This is a genomic window from Sorangium sp. So ce1335 (genome assembly GCF_051521615.1).
Lineage (GTDB): Bacteria > Myxococcota_A > Polyangia > Polyangiales > Polyangiaceae > Sorangium.
Window position 1 is genome coordinate 11,707,658 of the sequence record NZ_CP150363.1, and the last position, 17,721, is coordinate 11,725,378.

Sequence of the window (17,721 nt, forward strand, 5' to 3'; positions counted from 1 at the left end):
CGTCAGCCGTGGCCTACGCCCCGGTGACTCGTTCGCTCACCTGGAAATCGGCAGAAAAATTGGCGTTGCGCGTGAGGTGGATGGGCTTGATCTGCGCGTCGTTCGCGCCAGCCGCGATCCTGCTCCGGCGACGCGCGTCGTAGGAGCCCTTCTTGGCGACCCACAGTTCGGGCGGCCCGAGCCGCTCGGACCTTCGCTTGGCGCTGTACTCGATGTTCCGCTCCGCGAGCTCCACGTCGAACGCGCGCAGGAGCGCGCGGAGCTCCTGGACCGTGGGGGAACCCGAGGGCTCGAGGAGCAGGGTATAATGAGGGAAGCCGTCGAGCGCTGGATGGAGCGTGAACCCTTCGACCGCTAGCCCGAACCGGGGGACGACGGCGTTCATCGCCTGGACGACCTGCTCCTCGGTCAGCTTCTCTCCGGTGATCGAGCACGTCGATCCGCTCCGGTGGAGAAACTCCACGACAGGCGTGCGTTCCTTCATCCCCGTGACCCGGAGCACGTCCCCGATGTTGTACCGGTACAGCCCCGCGGTCGTGCTCAGGAGCACGACGTAGCTCTTGCCGACCTCGAGCTCGCTCGCGAGCAGGACGCGCGGGCTCGACGACCCGACGTCCTCCTCCGGGATGAACTCGTAGAAATGAAATGGAGTGGCGAGCACGCCGCCGCTCGTCCGGTCCTCCGTCGGGATCGCGATGACGCCCTCCGAGGCCATGAGGATGTAGTCGCGCTGAGGGATCGACGCCAGGTGCGGCTCGAGCAGGCGCAGATAAGGCTGCTGCATCGGGCTTCGCCAGGAGACGACGAGCTTGAGCGTCGGCCACACCTCGTGGGCGGCGAGGACGGGATCCGTGCTCCTCATGAGCTTGCGTAGCTGGCTGGCGCGCGCCGGGTTCCCCGCATACCTGGCGGCGATGTGGTCCCGGACCTCTGCGCTCACCGCGAGGTCGCTCCTGAGCCCGCCCCGCTCGACGTCCCTGATGAGATCCTCGACGTACGCGTTCAGCTTCCGGAAGAGGAGGAGGAGGGTGCTCGGGTTGAGCGCCATCAGCAGGGAGACCTCCTCCTCGAGGAGGATGCGGGCCACCGTGTAATACCGGCTGTCGGAGTCCGCTATCTGGCTGACGGACCTCGGCAAGGGGGACCGCCCGCGCTTCTGCGTCGCGGCGCCGACGGCGTTCCAGTAGGCGCCCTCCGAGGTGAGCGGGAGGCCCGAGGCGACCTTGCCGCCGCCGGCGCTGTCGGAGAAATTTCCGACGACTTTCCCGCTGTCGGCGTCCGGGTGGCTCTGGAAGAGCAGTCCCCAGTAGACGCCGAACGCGCGCGCCTTGTCGGCGATGAGGCTCGACGTGACCGGAACGAGCTTCGCGGCGCCCGTGGAGCCGCTGGTCGCAAAGAACCGGCGCACGGGCTCGGTGGTCAGGACGCCGGGCTCGCCATCCGCCATCCGCGCGATCTGACGCTCGATGTCGCTGTACGTGACGATAGGTACGTTCCGTTGATAGTCGCTGACCGTTCGGATCTCCTCGAACCGATGTTCCCTCCCGTACTCGCAGCGGGCGTTCGGCCTGACGATCCGATTCAGCAGGCAATCTTCCTGCAGATCGTCTGGGCGGACGAGCCCATCCAGCAGAACGTCGATATCGCGCTCAACAGCCAAGTTACGACCTCCGAGTGATGAGAATCCCGGAGGAGCCGAGGCCAGCCGCCCCTCCCCTCGGGTACGCAAGCCAGAACCGAATGACGATCGTTTGACAGACGGACGAAATCGCCGAGCCGCGCGCCTCGGCCGCTTCTCGCCGCGACAGGCAGCGCCAGGGCGCGCCGGTGCTCAGGCGTCGAAGGCACGGCGCCTCGTCGCGGGCAACCATTTACATGTGGCCGGAATTACCTCAAGTTAAAATTGTGTGCACGGCAGCAATTCGTCGCGCCTGGCCGTAGCTTCTGAATACTTGCACGTCGAATTCGTGCGATGACGGCGCCGGTCGTTGAAATGCTCGCACGCAAGGCACGTGCAATGTCATCGTCGGGTCATGAACGAGGCGGTCGCCAGGGGGGCGTTGGTCGCCCACGCCAGCCAACGCCGCCGACCGGGCACCCAGCACGGGTGGCCCGACCTGGCTGGCGCGCGTGGAGGTCGCGCTCGTGGACTCTGCGGGTCAGGACTTCGATAAGAGCAGCTCGGGCGCATGGCCGTCGGTGACCACGGCCAGGCCGTCACCTCGTGAGGTTCGCTGCCGTGACGTCGTGAGAGCGGCTCGGGGCCAAGCGGGAGCGCGAGCGTCGCGGCTGCAATTTTTCGTTGTGGCTGCGCGCGGCGCGGGCCACTCAATCATCGCTCCGCGCGCCACCTCGAGAGTTGCAGTATGGCCGCGACCGAGTGGGCACATGGCGCGCCTGGAACGGCTTGCATCGGCGGCAGATTTCGGTAGAGTCGGATCTTCCGCGGGGCAGCCACTTGGGAGAACTGGTATGATGTCGGGCAGTCAGATCATACTCTTCTTGATCACTTCACTTGTTGTCATCGTGACGCCAGGTCAGGACATGATCCTCGTCATGTCGCGCTCGCTTGCCCAGGGCTCGTCGGCGGGCGTGGTGACCGCGGCCGGCGTCAGCGTCGGCCTGCTGGGCCACACGATGCTCGCTGCGCTCGGGCTCGGCTCGATCCTCATGGCCTCGGGGCCCCTGTTCCTCGTGCTCAAGCTCATCGGCGCTGCGTACCTCGTCTATCTCGGTATCGCCCTCCTGCGCACGCGCACTGCCACGCTCGGGTTGACGCAGAAGAGCACGGCGAGCCTGCGCAAGCTGTTCGCCGAAGGCGCGATGTCCAACCTGTCCAACCCCAAGATCACGGTCTTTTATCTCGCCTTCCTGCCCCAGTTCGTCCCGAGCGACGCCCAGCACCCGACCCTGCTGATCATCATGCTCGGCTCGGCGTTCGCGCTCCTCACCTTCCTCGTGAAGGGTCCGGTCGGGTATTCCGCCGGCGTCCTGTCGGCCTGGCTGCGCGCGCGCCCCAGAGCGCTGGCGGGGGTGTACAAGACGAGCGGCGCGGTGCTGGTGGGCCTGGGCGTCAAGCTCGCCTTCGAGCGGCGCGCGTAAGCCCGGCCCCGCGGGCCGCCGCCAGCCTCCCGCCCGGGGGCGGTTCCCCTCGCCCGACGCCTTCCGACTTCCCCTCCGAGCGCCCGACCCGCCCGGCGATCTCCCGAGATCATCTCGCCGGGAGATCCTCGAAAGTCCCCGCACCCATCTCCTCTCGCCGGGAGCCCCGGATGAGGATCCTCGGCCGTCCGGCGCGGTCACGACGGGGCCGCCTTGCGCCGGCGCTCGCCTCGCGCCTCCGTCGCTCAAGGCTCGCGCCGGCCGGCCGGCGTCGGGATCGGGCCGAGACGAGCAAGGCGCACGCGAACCGCTATGATGGCGCCATCGCGCCTGCGCGGGTGATCCATGGGCAACCGGCCAATCGACGGCGGGGGGAGATCCGTATGGGAACCGGAGAGGACCGCAAATACTACACGTGCGGCGTGACGCTCGATGGCGAACGCCTGTATTGCCTCTGGTACACGAACGGGTCGGACGGCGTCATGGCCGAAGGGGGCAGGCTGCTGTGCTGGCGCAGCGAAGGCGCGGCACGGCGTCATGCTCTACAAAGAGGCCTTGCCCTCGACGGCGGTCCGGTCGCTTTGTTCGATCTGGACTTCCTGCCAGGGCAAGCGGATGAACCGTCCTCGTTTCCTCTCAACCGCGCCCTGGATGCGTGGAATCTGCTCGATGATATCGGGAGAACGGTGGGGCACGCGGAGTTCGCCCGCAGCGCCGAGGAGGTCTGGGAGCTGCATGCGCGCCTGTCTTCGACCGTGTTGTGTCATTTGCTGGACACCATCCCAGAGCAGCTCTCCACGGAAGACATCGCCGATATCGTGAGTCTCCTGCGTCTGGGAAAAGCGATGGTGAAGGAGCGCTGCGCGGTGATCGGCTGAAGCTCGGGGGCCGTGGGAGAGCGACATCGCGCCCGCCGCGAAGCTCCGCGCCGCGGCGGCGCCCCCCGGGTGACCTCCGCTCCCCGCGCGGCCCGCGCCCGGGTCGCCGGCCCGGTCGCCGCCGCCGCCCGGACCGCGCCGACGCGCGCTTGGCCGGCCAGGAGGAGCCGCGCTACGACCGCCGCCGGAGACGTCCCATGCGAACCCCGCGCGCGCCGCGCGCCGCCGCCCGCGCCCACACCCGCGCGCTGCTCCTCGCGACGGGCGCCGCGCTCGCGGCGCTGTCGGGCGCCTGCGGCGGCGGACAGACGCAGGGCGAGGCGTTCGATCCGAGCTGGAAGGACGACGGCGGCGCGGGCATCGCGGCCTTCCAGCAGCGGTTCGCGGGCAGGCCCATCCCGGTCGGCGCGGACGTGGCGGTCGGCGTCGTGGAGGGCCCGGGACCGCACCGGCTCGTCGGCGTGCCGCTCGACGGCGGCCCGGCGTGGACCTTCGCGCACCCGCTCGAGGCGCGTCCGGCCGTCGCGGGGAGCGTCGTCGTGGGGCTCGGCGAGGGCGAGCTGTTCGCCCTCGACGCGCGCACCGGCACGCTGCTCTGGCAGCGGAACGCCGGCGGGAGGCTCCGCGGCGCTGGCGACGACGGCGAGACCACCGTCGTGTCGCTCGTTTCGACGACGGGCACAACGAGCGTCGTGCTCGCCATCGGCCACGACGGGATGGTGCAGCGCCAGATCGAGGACTCCGCAGACATCGGCGTGCCCGCGGTCGTGGGGCGCCACGCGTTCCTTCCGTGGCAGGGGCAGTACGTCACGGTCTTCGACCTGCAGACCGGCGGCGAGGTCGCGCGGGCGGCGCTGCGCCACGAGGTGAGCCGCGCGTTCCTGCTCGGCGGCGCGGTGTTCTTCGGCGGCGGCCGCGCGGCGACGCGGCTCGACGGGGCGATCGGCCTCGGCTCGGCCGGGCGCGCCTCGACGGCGAGGCTGCCGGCGCGCGAGCTGCCCGGTGCGCCGGTGTGGATGACCCAGGGGACCGAGGTGCTCGCGCCGACCGCCTCGGCCGAGGACAGGGCGCGGCTCTACGCGCGACCGCGCGCCTCCGGCCGGCCCGGCTTCGACGCGAACCGCTTCGTGGCGACGTACTACCGGGCCGCGGTCGGCATCAACGCGCGCACGGGCGCGCCCGCGTGGGCCCACGCGGGCGAGGCCGACTTCCTCGGCGGCGCGGCCTACACAGGCGGGTTCGCGCTGTGCGATGCGCGCGGCGGGATCACGTTCCTCGACGCGCAGGGCGGCGCCGTGACGGGGCGCGCGTCGCTCGGCCGGCCGGTCCAGACGTGCGTGGTGCAGGCCGACGGGCTCACCGCCGCGAAGGTCGCCGGCGGGGCGGCTGCGCGCGACGGCGGGGCGGCTGCGCGCGGCGGCGGGGCCGGCGCGCGTGAACAGGAAGGCGGGAAGGACGCGGCGCGCGCCCCGTGACCGGCGACGCGCTGCCGCCCGTCAGCGGGGCTTGTCGCCCCGGTCCTCCGGGTCGACCGCGATGCGGAACCCAGGGTCCTCCGGGGTGGGGCCGGCCGGCCGCGTCGCCGGCGCCTCGGGCTCCGCGCCGGCCTCGGGGCGCTCGTCGCGCGGCGGCGCCGGCGGTGTCGGCGGCGCCTCCGGCGAGCCCTTGCTCAGCTCGGCGCCGATGCGGCCGACGACGTTCGTCGCCGCCCGTACGAGCTCGCGCCCGGCGTCGTCGATCGCCTTGCCGACGCTCGTACGATCGAGGTCCTTGCGCAGGTCCCCGGCCGTCTTGCGCGCCGCGCGCCAGAGCAGGCTCAGCCCCTGCTTCAGATCCTCCCTGGGGTCATCGCGTTCGGGGTCCGAGCTCATCGCTCCTCCTTGGCCTCCCTCGAGCAGGCTTATGTTCCCGCCGCGCTGGCGCCGCAAGCGGCGCGCGGGCGCTCAGGCCGCGGTCTTCGGCTTGCTTGCCGGATCAGCCTCCGACGGACGCCTCGGCTTGCTCCGGGGCTCGGCCTCGCCGGGCGCGCCGGGCACCTTCGGCGGTGCCGAGGCCGCGACGCGCCTCCCGGCCGCCGGCGCGCTGTCCGGCCCGGCGAGCGCCGGGGCCCCGCCGCCCACGGGCGCCCTGCGCTGCGGCGCCGCCCCCGCGGCCCTCGCGGCCGCGGCCCTCGCCTGGGCGCCCGCCTCCGCCGCGGCCCTCGCCGGCGCCGGCGGCTCCGAGGCGGCCTTCGCCGGCCTCGCCGGCGGCTCCGAGCCCGCCTTCGCCGGCCTCGCCGGCGGCTCCGAGCCCGCCTTCGCCGGCGCGCTCGCCTCCGCCGCGGGCGGGTGCCCGCTGCCGGAGCGCATCGACGGGGACCACGCCGTGGAGCGGTTCCGGCCCGACCGCTTCGAGACGTACAGCGACTCGTCCGCGGCCTTGAAGAGCTCCTCCCACGTGGTGCCCGCCTCGGGGTACGTCGCGACGCCGATCGAGCACGTCACCTGGCACTGCACCGGGCCGTTGCTCCCGGCCGCGTGGAACGTCGTCCGGCCGAGCTCCTCGCGCACGCGCTCGGCGAGCAGCATCGCGCCGCGCGCGTCCGTCTCCTCGCAGATCACGACGAACTCCTCGCCGCCGAAGCGCGCCACGGCGTCGGTCGTCCGCTTCGCCCGCCGCAGCACGTCGCCGAGCCCCTTGATGATCACGTCGCCCACGTCGTGGCCGTACGTGTCGTTCACCTTCTTGAAGTGGTCGATGTCCGTCACGAGCACCGACAGCCGCCGCGAGAACCGGCGCGCCGCCGTGATCTTCTGGTCGGCCACCTCGAGCATCGCGCGCTTGTTCAGGAGCCCCGTCAGCCCGTCCATCGTCGCGAGCTCCTCGAGGCGCCGCATCATGCGGGCGTTCGAGAGCGACACGGCCATGTGGCTGGCGAGCACCTCGAGCGTGCTGCGCACCGAGTCGTTGAACGCCGCGCGCCGCTTCGAGCCGAGCACCAGCGTGCCGAGCGGCCGGTCGTGGACGCAGAGCGGGAGCACGATGATCGACGGCATCGACGGCGGCGCGACCCGGCGGGTGAAGACGACCTGCCGCTTGTCGTCGTACTCGCCGCGGTACGGGAGCGGGTGCCGGTTCTGCAGCACCATCGAGACGAGCCCGGAGTTGTGGCGGAAGCGCTGGCCCGTCAGCTCGGCGCCGCCGTCGCCGCTCACGGCGCGGATCTCGTGGACCTTCTGCGCCTCGTCGTAGAGCGTCACGGCCGCGAAATCGACCGACGTGATCTCGCGGGCGCTCGTGACGCCCGCCTCGATGACGCCCGCCTCGGTCGTCGCGGCGCCGAGCGCCTCGGCGGCGCGGTAGAGCTTGCCCTGCTCGACCTTGGCGCGCTCGAGCTGGACGAAGACGCGCTCGTTCTGGATGGCGCGCACCGCGTAGCGGCACGCCTCGTCGATGAGCTCGAGCTCCCGCGGCGAGAACGGCCGGTCCTCGACGCGATCGACGACGAGCACGCCGCGGGCCTGGCCGTGCTCGAACACCGGCAGCGCGCAGACGGCGCGCACCGGGGAGGGGCCGACGTAGTACGGGAGCTTGTAGCCGGGCTTGAGGCCGCCGATGACGACCGGCGCGCGCTGCGTGAGCGCCGCGCCGAAGACGCCGTCGCCCGAGAGGAACGGGCCCTCGGAGAGGTTCGGGGCGTCGCTCGCGAGCTCGCTGATGCGCAGGTGCGTGCCGGCGTCGCTCTGCCAGAGCAGCATCGCGGTGTAGAGGTCGAGCGACTCGCGCAGCAGCCGGAGCGCGAAGAGCACCGACTGGTGGATCTCCTCGACGCCGGAGCGGGCGAGCCGCTCGTCGTCGCCCTTCTGGGCCACGCCGCGCGCCTGGGCGGGGGCGGAGAGCAGGCGGTAGCTGCGGGCGTCGTCGCGGAGCCGATCGATCTCGGCCTGGAGGCGGGTGTTGGAGGCCTTCCGGACGCGGCTGATCTCGGCGCGGAGGACCGTCGCGTTCAGCACCGAGAAGATGCTCATGAAGCCGATGTGCGGCGCGGCGGCGCCCCACGCGATCGGCGCGCCGCGCGCGGCCATGGCCGAGCGGACGCCGAGCTCGAGGGCGGCGGCCGTCAGCGCGACGAGGAGGGACGCGCCGGGGCGGGCGAAGGCGCTCACGAGGGCGATGACGACATAGAGGCCGGCGTGGGCGTCGCCGTCGAGCGAGCCGTCGAGGCGGAGGACCGCGGCGAACGTCGCGACGACGAGGAGGGCGCCGACCTCGAGGTCGAGCAGCGCGCTCGCCTCGATGGCGGCGGCGCGCCGCCGCGCGCGCTGGACGAGCGCCGCGACGAGCACGACGAGCGCCGTCGCGGCCGCGACGGGCGGGAGGCGCTCGGCCGCGTCGAGGACCACGAGCCCCCCGAGGACGAGCGCGCAGGCGAGCGGCGCCGCGTTGCGCGCGATACGGCGGGCGGTGAGCACGGCGAGCACCAGGTTGGCCATGGGCTCGGATGCCGCTACCAGAGGTCGCGGCGGCGGGCCCAGTTCTGTGCCGGCGAAGGGGAGAGGCCGGCCGGTGGGGGGAAAGGAGCGAGGGCGGGGGTGAGGTGTGACCTGGAGTCGTGGGTGGCGGAGGGGTCGAGGCGCGTGGCTCGGATACGCGGAGGCGGGGCAACGGTCCCTGTCGACACCTGCGCGGCTCGATGATCGCCAGGGGGCACCGTGAACGATCTTGCGGGCGCGACTGAGCTACCCCACGGGACCGTGGGCGGTCGGTACGAGAGGAGCGCGAGATCGAGCGGGGCTGGTTGGCCTTTGGGAGGCACGGCGCAGGAATGTGGCGATTGTGTGGCGATTGACTGATTGCTGGCCGAACACCGGGATAGCAGCGATAGAGTAACGGATCGTGTCTCAGCGTCAGTGCAGCACCGAGATCAGGGGCGGTGACAGCTTCGAGGCTGTCGCTCAGGCGTCCGCTCTTACGACGAGGATGACCGAGGGAGCGCGAGGCGAGCCGGGCAGCTCGGCGGAACGCCCCTTCCGGGGGTCATGGAATCAGGTCGAGACGCTGAGTGACATCGACGCGCCGCCGGCGCGGTGCGCCTCCGGGGGGCCCCTTGGCCTGCGTTTCACGCTGCTCTACCACCCGGACATGCGCCGGGTCGGCGCGCGGGCAACCGTGCTGGCCGTCCCCGGGTACGCGGTGCCCCTATCCCGCCTCGAGCCCGGTCTCGCGCAGCCGCGCAGCCACGAGCGCGCGCCGCTCTGCGATCCTCACGTGAGCCGGAAACCTCACCTTGTGACGTGGGGAGAAGACGGGTCGCTGACCATCACGCCCGCGGGGCGAGGCCAGCTGTCTGTGGAAGGAGAGCCCGTCGACGACGCGCATCGGTTTCCAGCGGAGGCCCTGCGCGCCGGCCTGATTTTGCAGCTCTCCAGGCAGATCGTGATCCTCGTTCATGTGGTGACCACCGCGCCCCCTGCGCCGAGGCACGGGCTTGTCGGCGACAGCGGCGCTCTCGAGAGGTCCTCAGGTCGGTCGCGCGCGTCGCCGATCTACAGGTACCAGTCCTGCTCCGGGGAGAGACCGGCGTAGGCAAGGAGCGCGTCGCGGAGGCCATCCACCAGGCGAGCCCGCGCGCCGGTCGTCCCTGGCTCGCCGTCAACATGGCCGCGCTCGCCCCGACCACCGCCGCCTCGGAGCTGTTCGGGCACGCGAAGGGGGCGTTCACGGGCGCTCACCACCGCCACGTGGGCCTCTTCGAGCGCGCGCACGGCGGGACGCTCTTCCTCGACGAGATCGGCGATATGCCGATGGATGTCCAGGCGCTGCTGCTCCGGGCGCTCGAGACCGGCACGATCCGGCCGCTCGGCGAGGGCGAGCAGCGCGCGGTGGATGTCCGGAGCATCGCGGCGACGGACGCCGAGCTGGAGCAGGCCGTCGAGCAAGGCAGGTTTCGCGCGCCGCTGCTGCATCGGCTACAGGGCTACACGCTCACGATTCCTCCGCTCCGCCAGAGCCGCGAGGATATCCCCCGCCTGCTGCTCCACTTTCTGCGCGAGGAGCTCGCGCGCGTCGGGGAGCTGTCCCGGCTCGAGCCGCCCGTGGACGGCGCCCTGCCATGGTTTCCTCGATCCCTCATGGTGCGGCTGATCCAGCACGGCTGGCCCGGCAACGTGCGCGAGCTCCGGAACGTGGCGCGGCAGCTCGTGATCTCCAGCCGCGGCGCCGACGCCATCGTCATCGATGAGAGCCTGGAGCGGATGTTGGAGCAGGCGCGTCAGACGGCGCGGCCCCCGTCGGATGCACCGCGCGTGGCCGAGAGGCGAGATGCGGACGCCTCCGCGGCCAATCCAGCGGACCACCCCATGGACCTGAAGGTCGACGAGGACGCCTTGCTCAGGGCGCTTCGGCAGAGCCACTGGTCGATCGGACCCGCGGCGGCGACGCTCGGCGTCTCGCGCACCGCCCTCTACCGTCTCATCGAGCGAAGCCCTCGCGTCCGCAAGGCGGCGGACATCCCGAAGGACGAGCTGATGCGCTGCCACGACGCGTGCCGCGGAGATCTCGACGCCATGTCGGCGCGTCTCGAGGTGTCGAAGCGGGGGCTGACGCTGCGCCTGCGGGAGCTCGGTCGCTCCGGGCGGCTGCGCGGAGCGCCGCCGGACTGACCGCGGCGGGCCGGCCGGTCCGCGGACCGGCCGGCTCATGGACGCAGCAGAACAGCTCCGCGCCGTTCGATTTTGCCTATGCGCCCCGAAATATCGAGTACACGTCACGTCAGGGAGAGGCTCCGCGCAGGAAGGTCCGCTTCGTGTACGAGTCGAACCCAGACGATGAATTTCGATACATCTGCGGAGTGCGCCTGAGCCAGCCTTGGCGGCTGCAGAGGCTGGAGATGTACGCGCCGGGCTGGCAATCGCCCGACACGACCCTGGCGTGGGAGTACCGGCTGTCGTATGAGGAGAGCCCGACGACGGGGCGCTCGCAGCTCCACCGGGTCGAGCGGTGCGGAGCCGAGGGGTCGTGCCTGCGCGCCAAGGTGATGGAGTACGATGATCGGCCCCTCGCGTTCGAGGCGAAGCCCGTCGCCGCGCACGACGCGCCGAAGCCGCACTCGCTGGACAGCGAGCCGAAGCCGCTCGTGATCGACGTGGATGGGGACGGGCGAGATGACCTCATCTACGGTATATTCGGCACCGCCAGAAACCGAGGCACCCCCCAGCTACGACGATCCCACGGAAAACTCGCTTTGGCTGCGCCTGGGGACCGCTGACGGCCTGGGGGCGCCCATTCGACTGCTAGCCGGCGCTGGCGTTGACGATACGCTCATGTTGTTCGTGGGCGATTCCATCAAGGTGGATGTGAATGCCAGCGGGAAGCCGGCGTTCACAGCGAAGGGGTGGGGAGAGAATCCGAGCTATCCGCTTCTCCAATACAATCCGTCTACCCAGCGGCTGGACTCCGCAGGGCTGGCGTTCCCAGGAGTCTTTGTGACCGGAGGCTATTACCTGCCGCTGCGTGCAGTCGCGGCAGACGTCGACGGCGATGGTCGCGCAGAGATCGTCCATCGACCTCACACCGGCGATCACGCCGAAGAGTGGCATATCCACTGGAACCGAGGGGGATTGTCTCCCCACTCTCAGGTCATCGAAGGCGCCGCCGCGCCATGCGCCACGTCGGCGCGGGTCCTGGACAAGACCGGCGACGGGCTCGGGGACGTTCTGTTCGGCTGCGCATCAATGCAGCTCCTGACGACGACCGACGCTGGAGCCCTCGTCGTCGAGAGCGCCGAAGACCTCTACGACAACACGGACGACCTGTTCATCGACATGAACGCGGACGGGTTGGACGATCTGGTTTATCCGCTGTTCGACGACGGGTCGACGGGCGTGAGTTGGAATACCGGTAGGGGGTTCGGGCCCGTCGAAACGGTTCCGAATGGACCGCTCCCTGATGCATATCAGAACACCGACGAGGGCGTGCGGATGGCCGACTTCAACGGGGATGGTCGCGCTGATTTCGTCGTCTTTCGCGATTACCCCACGAGAGAGATCGAGGTGTCCTTGTCAACGGCCAGGGGCGGCTACCAGCCGACCATCACGTTGCCGTTCGACTCGGGTGTCCTCTTCACCAACGGAGAGATGCCCTGGGGCGCGTCGCGCGTCGGCGACTTCAACGGGGATGGGCAGACGGACCTGGTCCACGTCAACTCCACGACGTATGACTGGGAGGTGCTGCTGAACCGCGGTGTTGACACCGATCGCGTGGTCGCCGTGAGGGACGAGTCCGCGGAGGTCGGCGGGCGTATGAACGAGAACGGGGCGCCGATCGTCAGTCTGCCCCTCGGGATCAGCGACGTGCGGACCGGGTTCACGGGGCACGAGCATGACGATGAGCTCGGCTGGATCAATATGCAGGGGCGTGTCTACGATCCGAGCCTTCGTCGGTTCCTCACGTCCGATCCCGTCATCCCGTCGCCGCTGACGGTGCAAGGGTACAACCCCTACGCCTACGTCTTGAATGATCCACTCAACCTGAGGGATCCGACGGGCTTCGAGCCGTGCGACGGGAATCATTGCACGCCCGCTACGCCCGTGACGATGGCGCCCACGCCGGGCGTCACCATCGATCGCGACGGCACTGGGACGAAGGAGGTGAATGTCTTCGAGGACGGTGCGGAGCTCCTCCCCGAGGACGATGGATCCATCGAGGGCTCCGGCGGCGCCGGTGGAGCGGATCCTGGCGGAGGACGTGGCGGCGGCGAGGGCGGCCCCTCGTCGGAGGCGGACGTCGGGGAGACCGGGATCAACATCGTGGGCCCGACATCGGACATGGACGTGCGCCAGCTCACGCACGTTTGCCTCGACGCTTGTGGCTTCGCGCCGCCTCCGATCGGCCCGACATGCGACGTCGTGAATGCCTGCGTCTATTGGGGGGAAGGTGACGCGGGGAATGCGTCATTGAGCCTCATGGCTGCTACGCCTGGAGTCGGCGATGCCGGCAAGCTTTATTCAAGCGTGAAGGGCGCGGGACAGGTCGGCAAGGCTGGCAGGATGGCTCGTGAAGCGGCTGCACCTCGGCCCGCGAGGGGGGCACCGCGATCGGGCCCAAGTGGAAGCCCCGCGACATCAACGCCTGCGAGAACGGTTGCGAGGGAGTCGCATCACAGATTCAGAAGCTCATTGGTGGCCAGGTCGTGAGGATCACGCCCAAGGACACTCCGGCGCTTGGAGGATTTCGAGGGAAGAACTGGTACTGGTCGAATCACGAAGTTGTGGTCAAGGACGGCCGGATATTCGATCTGACGACGGGGCACCAAGGTTTACCGATTCCCGAGTGCAAGAAACTCTGGGAGTATCCCAACGACATCGACTTCGGGTTCTGAGAATGAATGCATTTCGTGTGCTATTCGAGAAGATTCGGTCGCGGACAGGGATGTGCCTTCGGGAAGAGACGTACGCCGCGGCGTCGGCCTTCGTGCTCGGCTATGACCTGGCTGCTCACGGAGGGGTGCTGAATGGATTTCGGGAGTGGTTGATCGTGCGGTTAGACACCGGGAATAACCTGGCGTGGACCGCGCTGGTGCTGCGTGCCGCGTTTCCGGGCAATCCGGATCCGCAAGCGGCACATCGATCAAGCGTGGCCACGCAGCGGCACGCGATTGATGTTCTATTTCAGCTCATTGCCGAATTTGACGACTACCGAGCAAAGCCGGACGGACTCCGCAAGATCTATTTCGAGTATGAGCGATGGCTCCGAAAGCAGGAATGGTATGTCACAGGATCCCCTGGCTGGCTGGAATAAGCTCGCGCCAGTCCTTCCATGAATGGACACCTCCGTGGACCACGGGGTCAGCCGCTCTCGCGAGGTGATGCCCCCCGCGCCCCTCGCGGTCACGTTGACGAGGGTGGGCGAGGCGCGCCAAAGGGAGCGACGGGAGCAGCGGCGCGGCCTCCGTGGAGCTGCATCGCCGCGTAGCGGGCGGCGAGGCCGCCCGCTACGCGGCGATGCACGGCATGAACACGCGGCGTAGGGCGCCGACCTCGAGGCCGAGCAGCGCGTTCGCCTCGATGGCGGCGGCGCGCCGCCGGGTGGTGCGGTACTTACCGCAGACACGCCGCAGAGGATCGAACCGCCAAGACGCCAAGGACGCAAAATCATTGAGATTTCTTGGCGTCCTTGGCGGTTCCCAAAGTCCCGCACGTTCAGCCAAAGTACCGCACTACCCGCCGCCGCGCGCGCTGGACGAGCGCCGCGACGAGCACGACGAGCGCCGCCGCGGCCGCGACGGGCGGCGCTCGGCCGCGTCGAGGACCACGAGCCCCCCGAGGACGAGCGCGCAGGCGAGCGGCGCCGCGTTGCGCGCGATACGGCGGGCGGTGAGCACGGCGAGCACCAGGTTGGCCGTGGGCTCGGATGCCGCTACCAGAGGTCGCGGCGGCGGGCCCAGTGCTCTGCCGCGGGCGATCGGCCGATGGGCGAGCGCGGGATCGCCGGGGCCCGGGCGCCGGGGAGGCGCCGCGCGCGGGGGAGGTGGTTGTGCGTGGGCGGGGGTAGATGGGAGGCCTCCGGCGAGGGGCTTCGCCCGAGGATCAGCCGGCAACAAGGCCGCGCGTGCGGCCGTACAGGCGCACCAGCCCGAGCAAGCCGTCGATCGTCGGCGTGGGCACGCCGGTCAGCTTGCCGAGCTCATGCACCACGGTCACCAGGGCATCGATTTCCAGCGACTTGCCTGCTTCCGCGTCCTGCAGCATCGATGTCTTGAACGCGCCGAGCCTGCGCGTGACCTCCATCCGGTCCTCTCCGCTCTGTGCAATCGGGCAGCCGATCCGCTCGCCGATCGCTGCCGCTTCCTGCATCGCCTTGAGACAGAGGCCGCGCACCAGCGGATCATCGAGGATCCGGTCGCACGTCGCGCCGGTGAGCACCGACACCGGATTCATGGTCATGTTGCCCCACAGCTTGTACCAGATGTCGGTCCGGATATCGGGGCTGGCACTGGCGTCGAAGCCGGCGCGCTGCAGCAACTCGACCAGCGCGCGCACCCGGTCCGAGTGTCCGCCGGCCGGCTCGCCCAGGATCAGGCGGTTGCCGAGGCCGACGCGCACCAGCCCCGGTTCCGGGCTGGAGCCCGACAGGTGAACCACGCAGCCGACCACCTGGCGGAGCGGGATGGCGCGCGACACGACGTCGCCCGGGTCGAGCGACTCGAGCCGGGTGCCGGCATACGGCACGTCCTCGGGCGCGAAGAACCACCACGGCACGCCGTTCATCGCGGGGAGGACGAGCGTGTCCGGGCAAAGCAGCGGCGCGATGCGCGCAGCGACCTCGGTCAGCGCGGTGGCCTTGACGGCGATGATCACGACGTCCTGCGCGCCGAGCGCGGCCGGATCCTGCGCAGCGCGGATGGGCACGCGGGTGATCTCTTCCTGGACCTGCAGCAGCAAGCCGCGTTGTTGCAAGGCGGCGAGGTTCTCTCCGCGCGCGACGGCGCTGACGTCGCAGCCGGCCCTGGCCAGCCGGGCGCCGATCAATCCGCCGATGGATCCGAAACCGTAAATGGCAATCTTCATGATCTCCCGTCGTCACGACGACCCCGCCGCCCTGGGCCCAGGACGATGCGTGTCGTCGTCGGCTGCCCGCCCAGGTGCTCCACCGCCTTCGAGCCCGCCTCGACCCCGCGGCGCAGGCACTCCGCCTCGTCCGCGCCCTCGAGCTCCGCGGCGATGAACCCGGCCGCGAACGCGTCGCCTGCCCCGGTCGTGTCCACCACATCCACCTGCGGCGCCGGCTGGTCGACGCGCACGCCCTGCCGCCCGCCCACCGCCGCGCCCCGTGCGCCGCGCTTGATGACCACCCGCTCGAAACAGGCCCCCAGCGCGATCATCTGCTCGTTGAGGTCACCTGTGCCCGAGAGCGCCTCCGCCTCGTCGGCATTGGCGAGCAGCGTCGACATCCCCCTCGTCCACTCGAGGAAGGTCCCGACGCCGACCTCCCGCAGGAAGCTCACCGACGCGGCGTCGATGGCGATCGGAATGCGGCGGCTCCGCGCCTCTCCGGCGAGCTGCAGCACCGCCCGTCGAGGGCCTTCGGCGAACAGCGAATAACCCGAGACGAGCACCAGACGCGTCTCGTCAAGGAGCCACACCGGCATGTCCGAAGGCTCGAGCGCGAGGTTCGCCCCCCGATCGGTGAGGAAGCTCCGCTCGCCGTCGGCGTCGACGAGGATGACGAGCACGCCCGACGGCTCCTGCGGGTCGGCCACGAGGATCGGGTCGACGTGGAAGCCCTTGAAATAGGCCTCGAGATGCGGCTTGTCTCCGGCCCCCACCCGCGCGACGAAGGACACCTTCGCGCCCATCGAGCCAAGCCACACCGCCTGGTTTGCCCCCGAGCCCCCCGGCCGGCTCTCGATCCTGGCGCGCCGGTCCGAGCCCCGCACCAGCGGCCCCTCGGGACGGACGATCACGTCCGTCATCACGTCGCCCACCACGACCACGCGATCGGCCACGCTCATGCGCTGGCGTTCGGCTTCGCCTCGGCCTCGGACCCGAGCGCGCTCATCGCCACCGCGATCTCCGCCGCCACCGACGCGTTGTTCTCGACGAGAGCGATGTTGGCGATGAGGCTCTTGCCCTCGGTGAGCTCGACGATTCGCTTCAAGAGGAACGGCGTCAGGTCCTTGCGGCTCACCCCCTCTGCCTCGGCGCCCTTGATCGCCTCCTCGATGCGCGCCTCGATCTCCCTGGCGTCCATGGCATGGCTCTCGGGGATCGGGTTGGCCACGACGACACCGCCCATGCCGAGCTCGAACTGCAGCGCGATGACCCTGGCCGCCTCCTCGGCGCTCTCCACCCTGTGGTCCACCTTCTGCCCGCTCTGCCGCGCCCAGAAGGCAGGGAAATCGTCGGTCCTGTAGCCGAGGACGGGCACGCCGTTGGTCTCCAGCGTCTCCAGCGTCTTGGGGATGTCGAGGATCGACTTGGCCCCCGCGCAGACCACCGCCACCTGCGTCTGACGCAGCTCCTCGAGGTCGGCGGAGATGTCGAAGGTCGCCTCCGCGCCGCGGTGAACGCCGCCGATGCCGCCCGTGGCGAACACCTGGATACCGGCCCACGCCGCCGCCATCATCGTGGTCGCCACGGTCGTTCCGGCCATCTTGCCCGACACGAGGAGCGCCGCCACGTCGCGCCGCGAGGCCTTGGCCGCCTTGCCGCCCAGCCCGGCCAGCCGCTCGAGATCTTGCGCCTTCGCGCCCACCATCAGCTTGCCGTCCATGATGGCGATGGTCGCCGGCACGGCCCCGCTCCGGCGGATCACACCCTCCACGCGCCGCGCCATCTCGAGGTTCTGCGGATAAGGCATCCCGTGCGTGACGATCGTCGACTCCAGCGCCACCACCGGCCGGCCGTCAGCGAGCGCATTCATGACCTCGGGCGAGATGGATAGATGGTCTTTGACCGACACGCTTACATCCTTTCATTCTTTGGCTGCGAGGGCCCCGCGCTTATAGAAGTGTCGCGCGCGAGCGTCAAGCGCTCGCAAAAGCTGGTCTTCGCGCTTCGAATCGTCGCTTCGAAGACGAACGCTGGCAGGCAAAGCTGAAGGGACATTGCGCCCACGCGAGCGTCAGCGCGGTGAGCCGCAAGACGCCTGCTCCACGCACCGAGGTAGCGGCCGCTCGCAGGTCGCGCGGGCGTGCGCGGGAGGCGTGCGCGGGAGAGGAGCGACTCCAGGAAATTCGTCCTTGGGCATGTTCCGTGATGTC

Annotated in this window: 17 protein-coding genes and 1 pseudogene; 9 read left to right on the forward strand and 9 right to left on the reverse strand. The window is 70.3% G+C overall.

The genetic code is table 11. From position 1 onward, the window contains the following. Positions 1–13 precede the first annotated feature (13 nt). Complete coding sequence (locus WMF24_RS43780; protein ID WP_437733424.1) at positions 14–1,660, reverse strand: GH3 auxin-responsive promoter family protein; 1,647 nt, start codon at positions 1,658–1,660, stop codon at positions 14–16. Positions 1,661–2,475: 815 nt separating this feature from the next. On the opposite strand from WMF24_RS43780, the gene WMF24_RS43785 reads away from it, so the two are divergent. The 3 genes from WMF24_RS43785 to WMF24_RS43795 all read left to right on the forward strand — a co-directional run bounded on the left by WMF24_RS43785 (position 2,476) and on the right by WMF24_RS43795 (position 5,455). Continuing rightward, entirely contained in the window at positions 2,476–3,102 is a 627-nt protein-coding gene (locus tag WMF24_RS43785; RefSeq protein WP_437733425.1) for a LysE family translocator, read from the forward strand. A 383-nt stretch (positions 3,103–3,485) separates the two neighbouring features. Next, on the forward strand, positions 3,486–3,980 hold the full coding sequence (locus tag WMF24_RS43790) for a hypothetical protein (protein ID WP_437733426.1): 495 nt from the start codon (positions 3,486–3,488) through the stop codon (positions 3,978–3,980). A gap of 197 nt (positions 3,981–4,177) precedes the next feature. Then, positions 4,178–5,455 (forward strand): outer membrane protein assembly factor BamB family protein, encoded by a 1,278-nt coding sequence (locus tag WMF24_RS43795; protein ID WP_437733427.1) that lies wholly within the window; start codon positions 4,178–4,180, stop codon positions 5,453–5,455. A 21-nt stretch (positions 5,456–5,476) separates the two neighbouring features. Here the strand turns inward: WMF24_RS43795 and WMF24_RS43800 are convergent, their stop codons facing one another. From WMF24_RS43800 to WMF24_RS43810, 3 genes are all read right to left on the reverse strand, one after another. Next, a complete protein-coding gene (locus WMF24_RS43800; RefSeq protein ID WP_437733428.1) occupies positions 5,477–5,851 on the reverse strand; it encodes a hypothetical protein in 375 nt (124 codons plus the stop codon). A 72-nt stretch (positions 5,852–5,923) separates the two neighbouring features. Further along, on the reverse strand, positions 5,924–8,452 hold the full coding sequence (locus WMF24_RS43805; RefSeq protein ID WP_437733429.1) for a sensor domain-containing diguanylate cyclase: 2,529 nt from the start codon (positions 8,450–8,452) through the stop codon (positions 5,924–5,926). 706 nt (positions 8,453–9,158) lie between these two features. Then, positions 9,159–9,410 carry a hypothetical protein gene (locus WMF24_RS43810; protein ID WP_437738962.1) on the reverse strand — a complete coding sequence of 84 codons (252 nt, stop codon included), beginning with the start codon at positions 9,408–9,410 and terminating at the stop codon, positions 9,159–9,161. Between the two features lie 59 nt (positions 9,411–9,469). Here WMF24_RS43810 and WMF24_RS43815 point away from each other — a divergent pair. The 6 genes and pseudogenes from WMF24_RS43815 to WMF24_RS43840 all read left to right on the forward strand — a co-directional run. After that, a pseudogene (locus tag WMF24_RS43815) lies at positions 9,470–9,949 on the forward strand (sigma-54 factor interaction domain-containing protein); the annotation flags it as partial. Between the two features lie 369 nt (positions 9,950–10,318). Beyond that, entirely contained in the window at positions 10,319–10,621 is a 303-nt protein-coding gene (locus tag WMF24_RS43820) for a helix-turn-helix domain-containing protein (RefSeq protein ID WP_437738925.1), read from the forward strand. 143 nt (positions 10,622–10,764) lie between these two features. After that, positions 10,765–11,226 carry a hypothetical protein gene (locus tag WMF24_RS43825; protein ID WP_437733430.1) on the forward strand — a complete coding sequence of 154 codons (462 nt, stop codon included), beginning with the start codon at positions 10,765–10,767 and terminating at the stop codon, positions 11,224–11,226. 55 nt (positions 11,227–11,281) lie between these two features. Further along, the gene (locus WMF24_RS43830) at positions 11,282–13,153 is read left to right on the forward strand and encodes an FG-GAP-like repeat-containing protein (RefSeq protein WP_437733431.1); all 1,872 of its coding nucleotides are present in this window, start codon (positions 11,282–11,284) and stop codon (positions 13,151–13,153) included. Continuing rightward, positions 13,150–13,338, forward strand: coding sequence for a hypothetical protein (locus tag WMF24_RS43835; RefSeq protein ID WP_437733432.1), 189 nt, complete (start codon positions 13,150–13,152; stop codon positions 13,336–13,338). The genes WMF24_RS43830 and WMF24_RS43835 overlap by 4 nt, the downstream gene beginning before the upstream one ends. A gap of 17 nt (positions 13,339–13,355) precedes the next feature. After that, the gene (locus WMF24_RS43840) at positions 13,356–13,757 is read left to right on the forward strand and encodes a hypothetical protein (RefSeq protein WP_437733433.1); all 402 of its coding nucleotides are present in this window, start codon (positions 13,356–13,358) and stop codon (positions 13,755–13,757) included. Between the two features lie 193 nt (positions 13,758–13,950). Here the strand turns inward: WMF24_RS43840 and WMF24_RS43845 are convergent, their stop codons facing one another. From WMF24_RS43845 to WMF24_RS43865, 5 genes are all read right to left on the reverse strand, one after another. Continuing rightward, the gene (locus tag WMF24_RS43845; RefSeq protein ID WP_437733434.1) at positions 13,951–14,100 is read right to left on the reverse strand and encodes a hypothetical protein; all 150 of its coding nucleotides are present in this window, start codon (positions 14,098–14,100) and stop codon (positions 13,951–13,953) included. Between the two features lie 75 nt (positions 14,101–14,175). Beyond that, positions 14,176–14,340 carry a hypothetical protein gene (locus WMF24_RS43850; RefSeq protein WP_437733435.1) on the reverse strand — a complete coding sequence of 55 codons (165 nt, stop codon included), beginning with the start codon at positions 14,338–14,340 and terminating at the stop codon, positions 14,176–14,178. Between the two features lie 205 nt (positions 14,341–14,545). Then, positions 14,546–15,526, reverse strand: coding sequence for a 2-dehydropantoate 2-reductase (locus WMF24_RS43855; protein WP_437733436.1), 981 nt, complete (start codon positions 15,524–15,526; stop codon positions 14,546–14,548). After that, positions 15,523–16,470, reverse strand: a complete 948-nt coding sequence (locus WMF24_RS43860) for a carbohydrate kinase family protein (protein WP_437733437.1) — start codon at positions 16,468–16,470, stop codon at positions 15,523–15,525. Before WMF24_RS43860 ends, WMF24_RS43855 begins: the two co-directional genes overlap by 4 nt. Continuing rightward, complete coding sequence (locus tag WMF24_RS43865) at positions 16,467–17,381, reverse strand: pseudouridine-5'-phosphate glycosidase (protein ID WP_437738926.1); 915 nt, start codon at positions 17,379–17,381, stop codon at positions 16,467–16,469. Before WMF24_RS43865 ends, WMF24_RS43860 begins: the two co-directional genes overlap by 4 nt. Between the last annotated feature and the right edge of the window lie 340 nt (positions 17,382–17,721).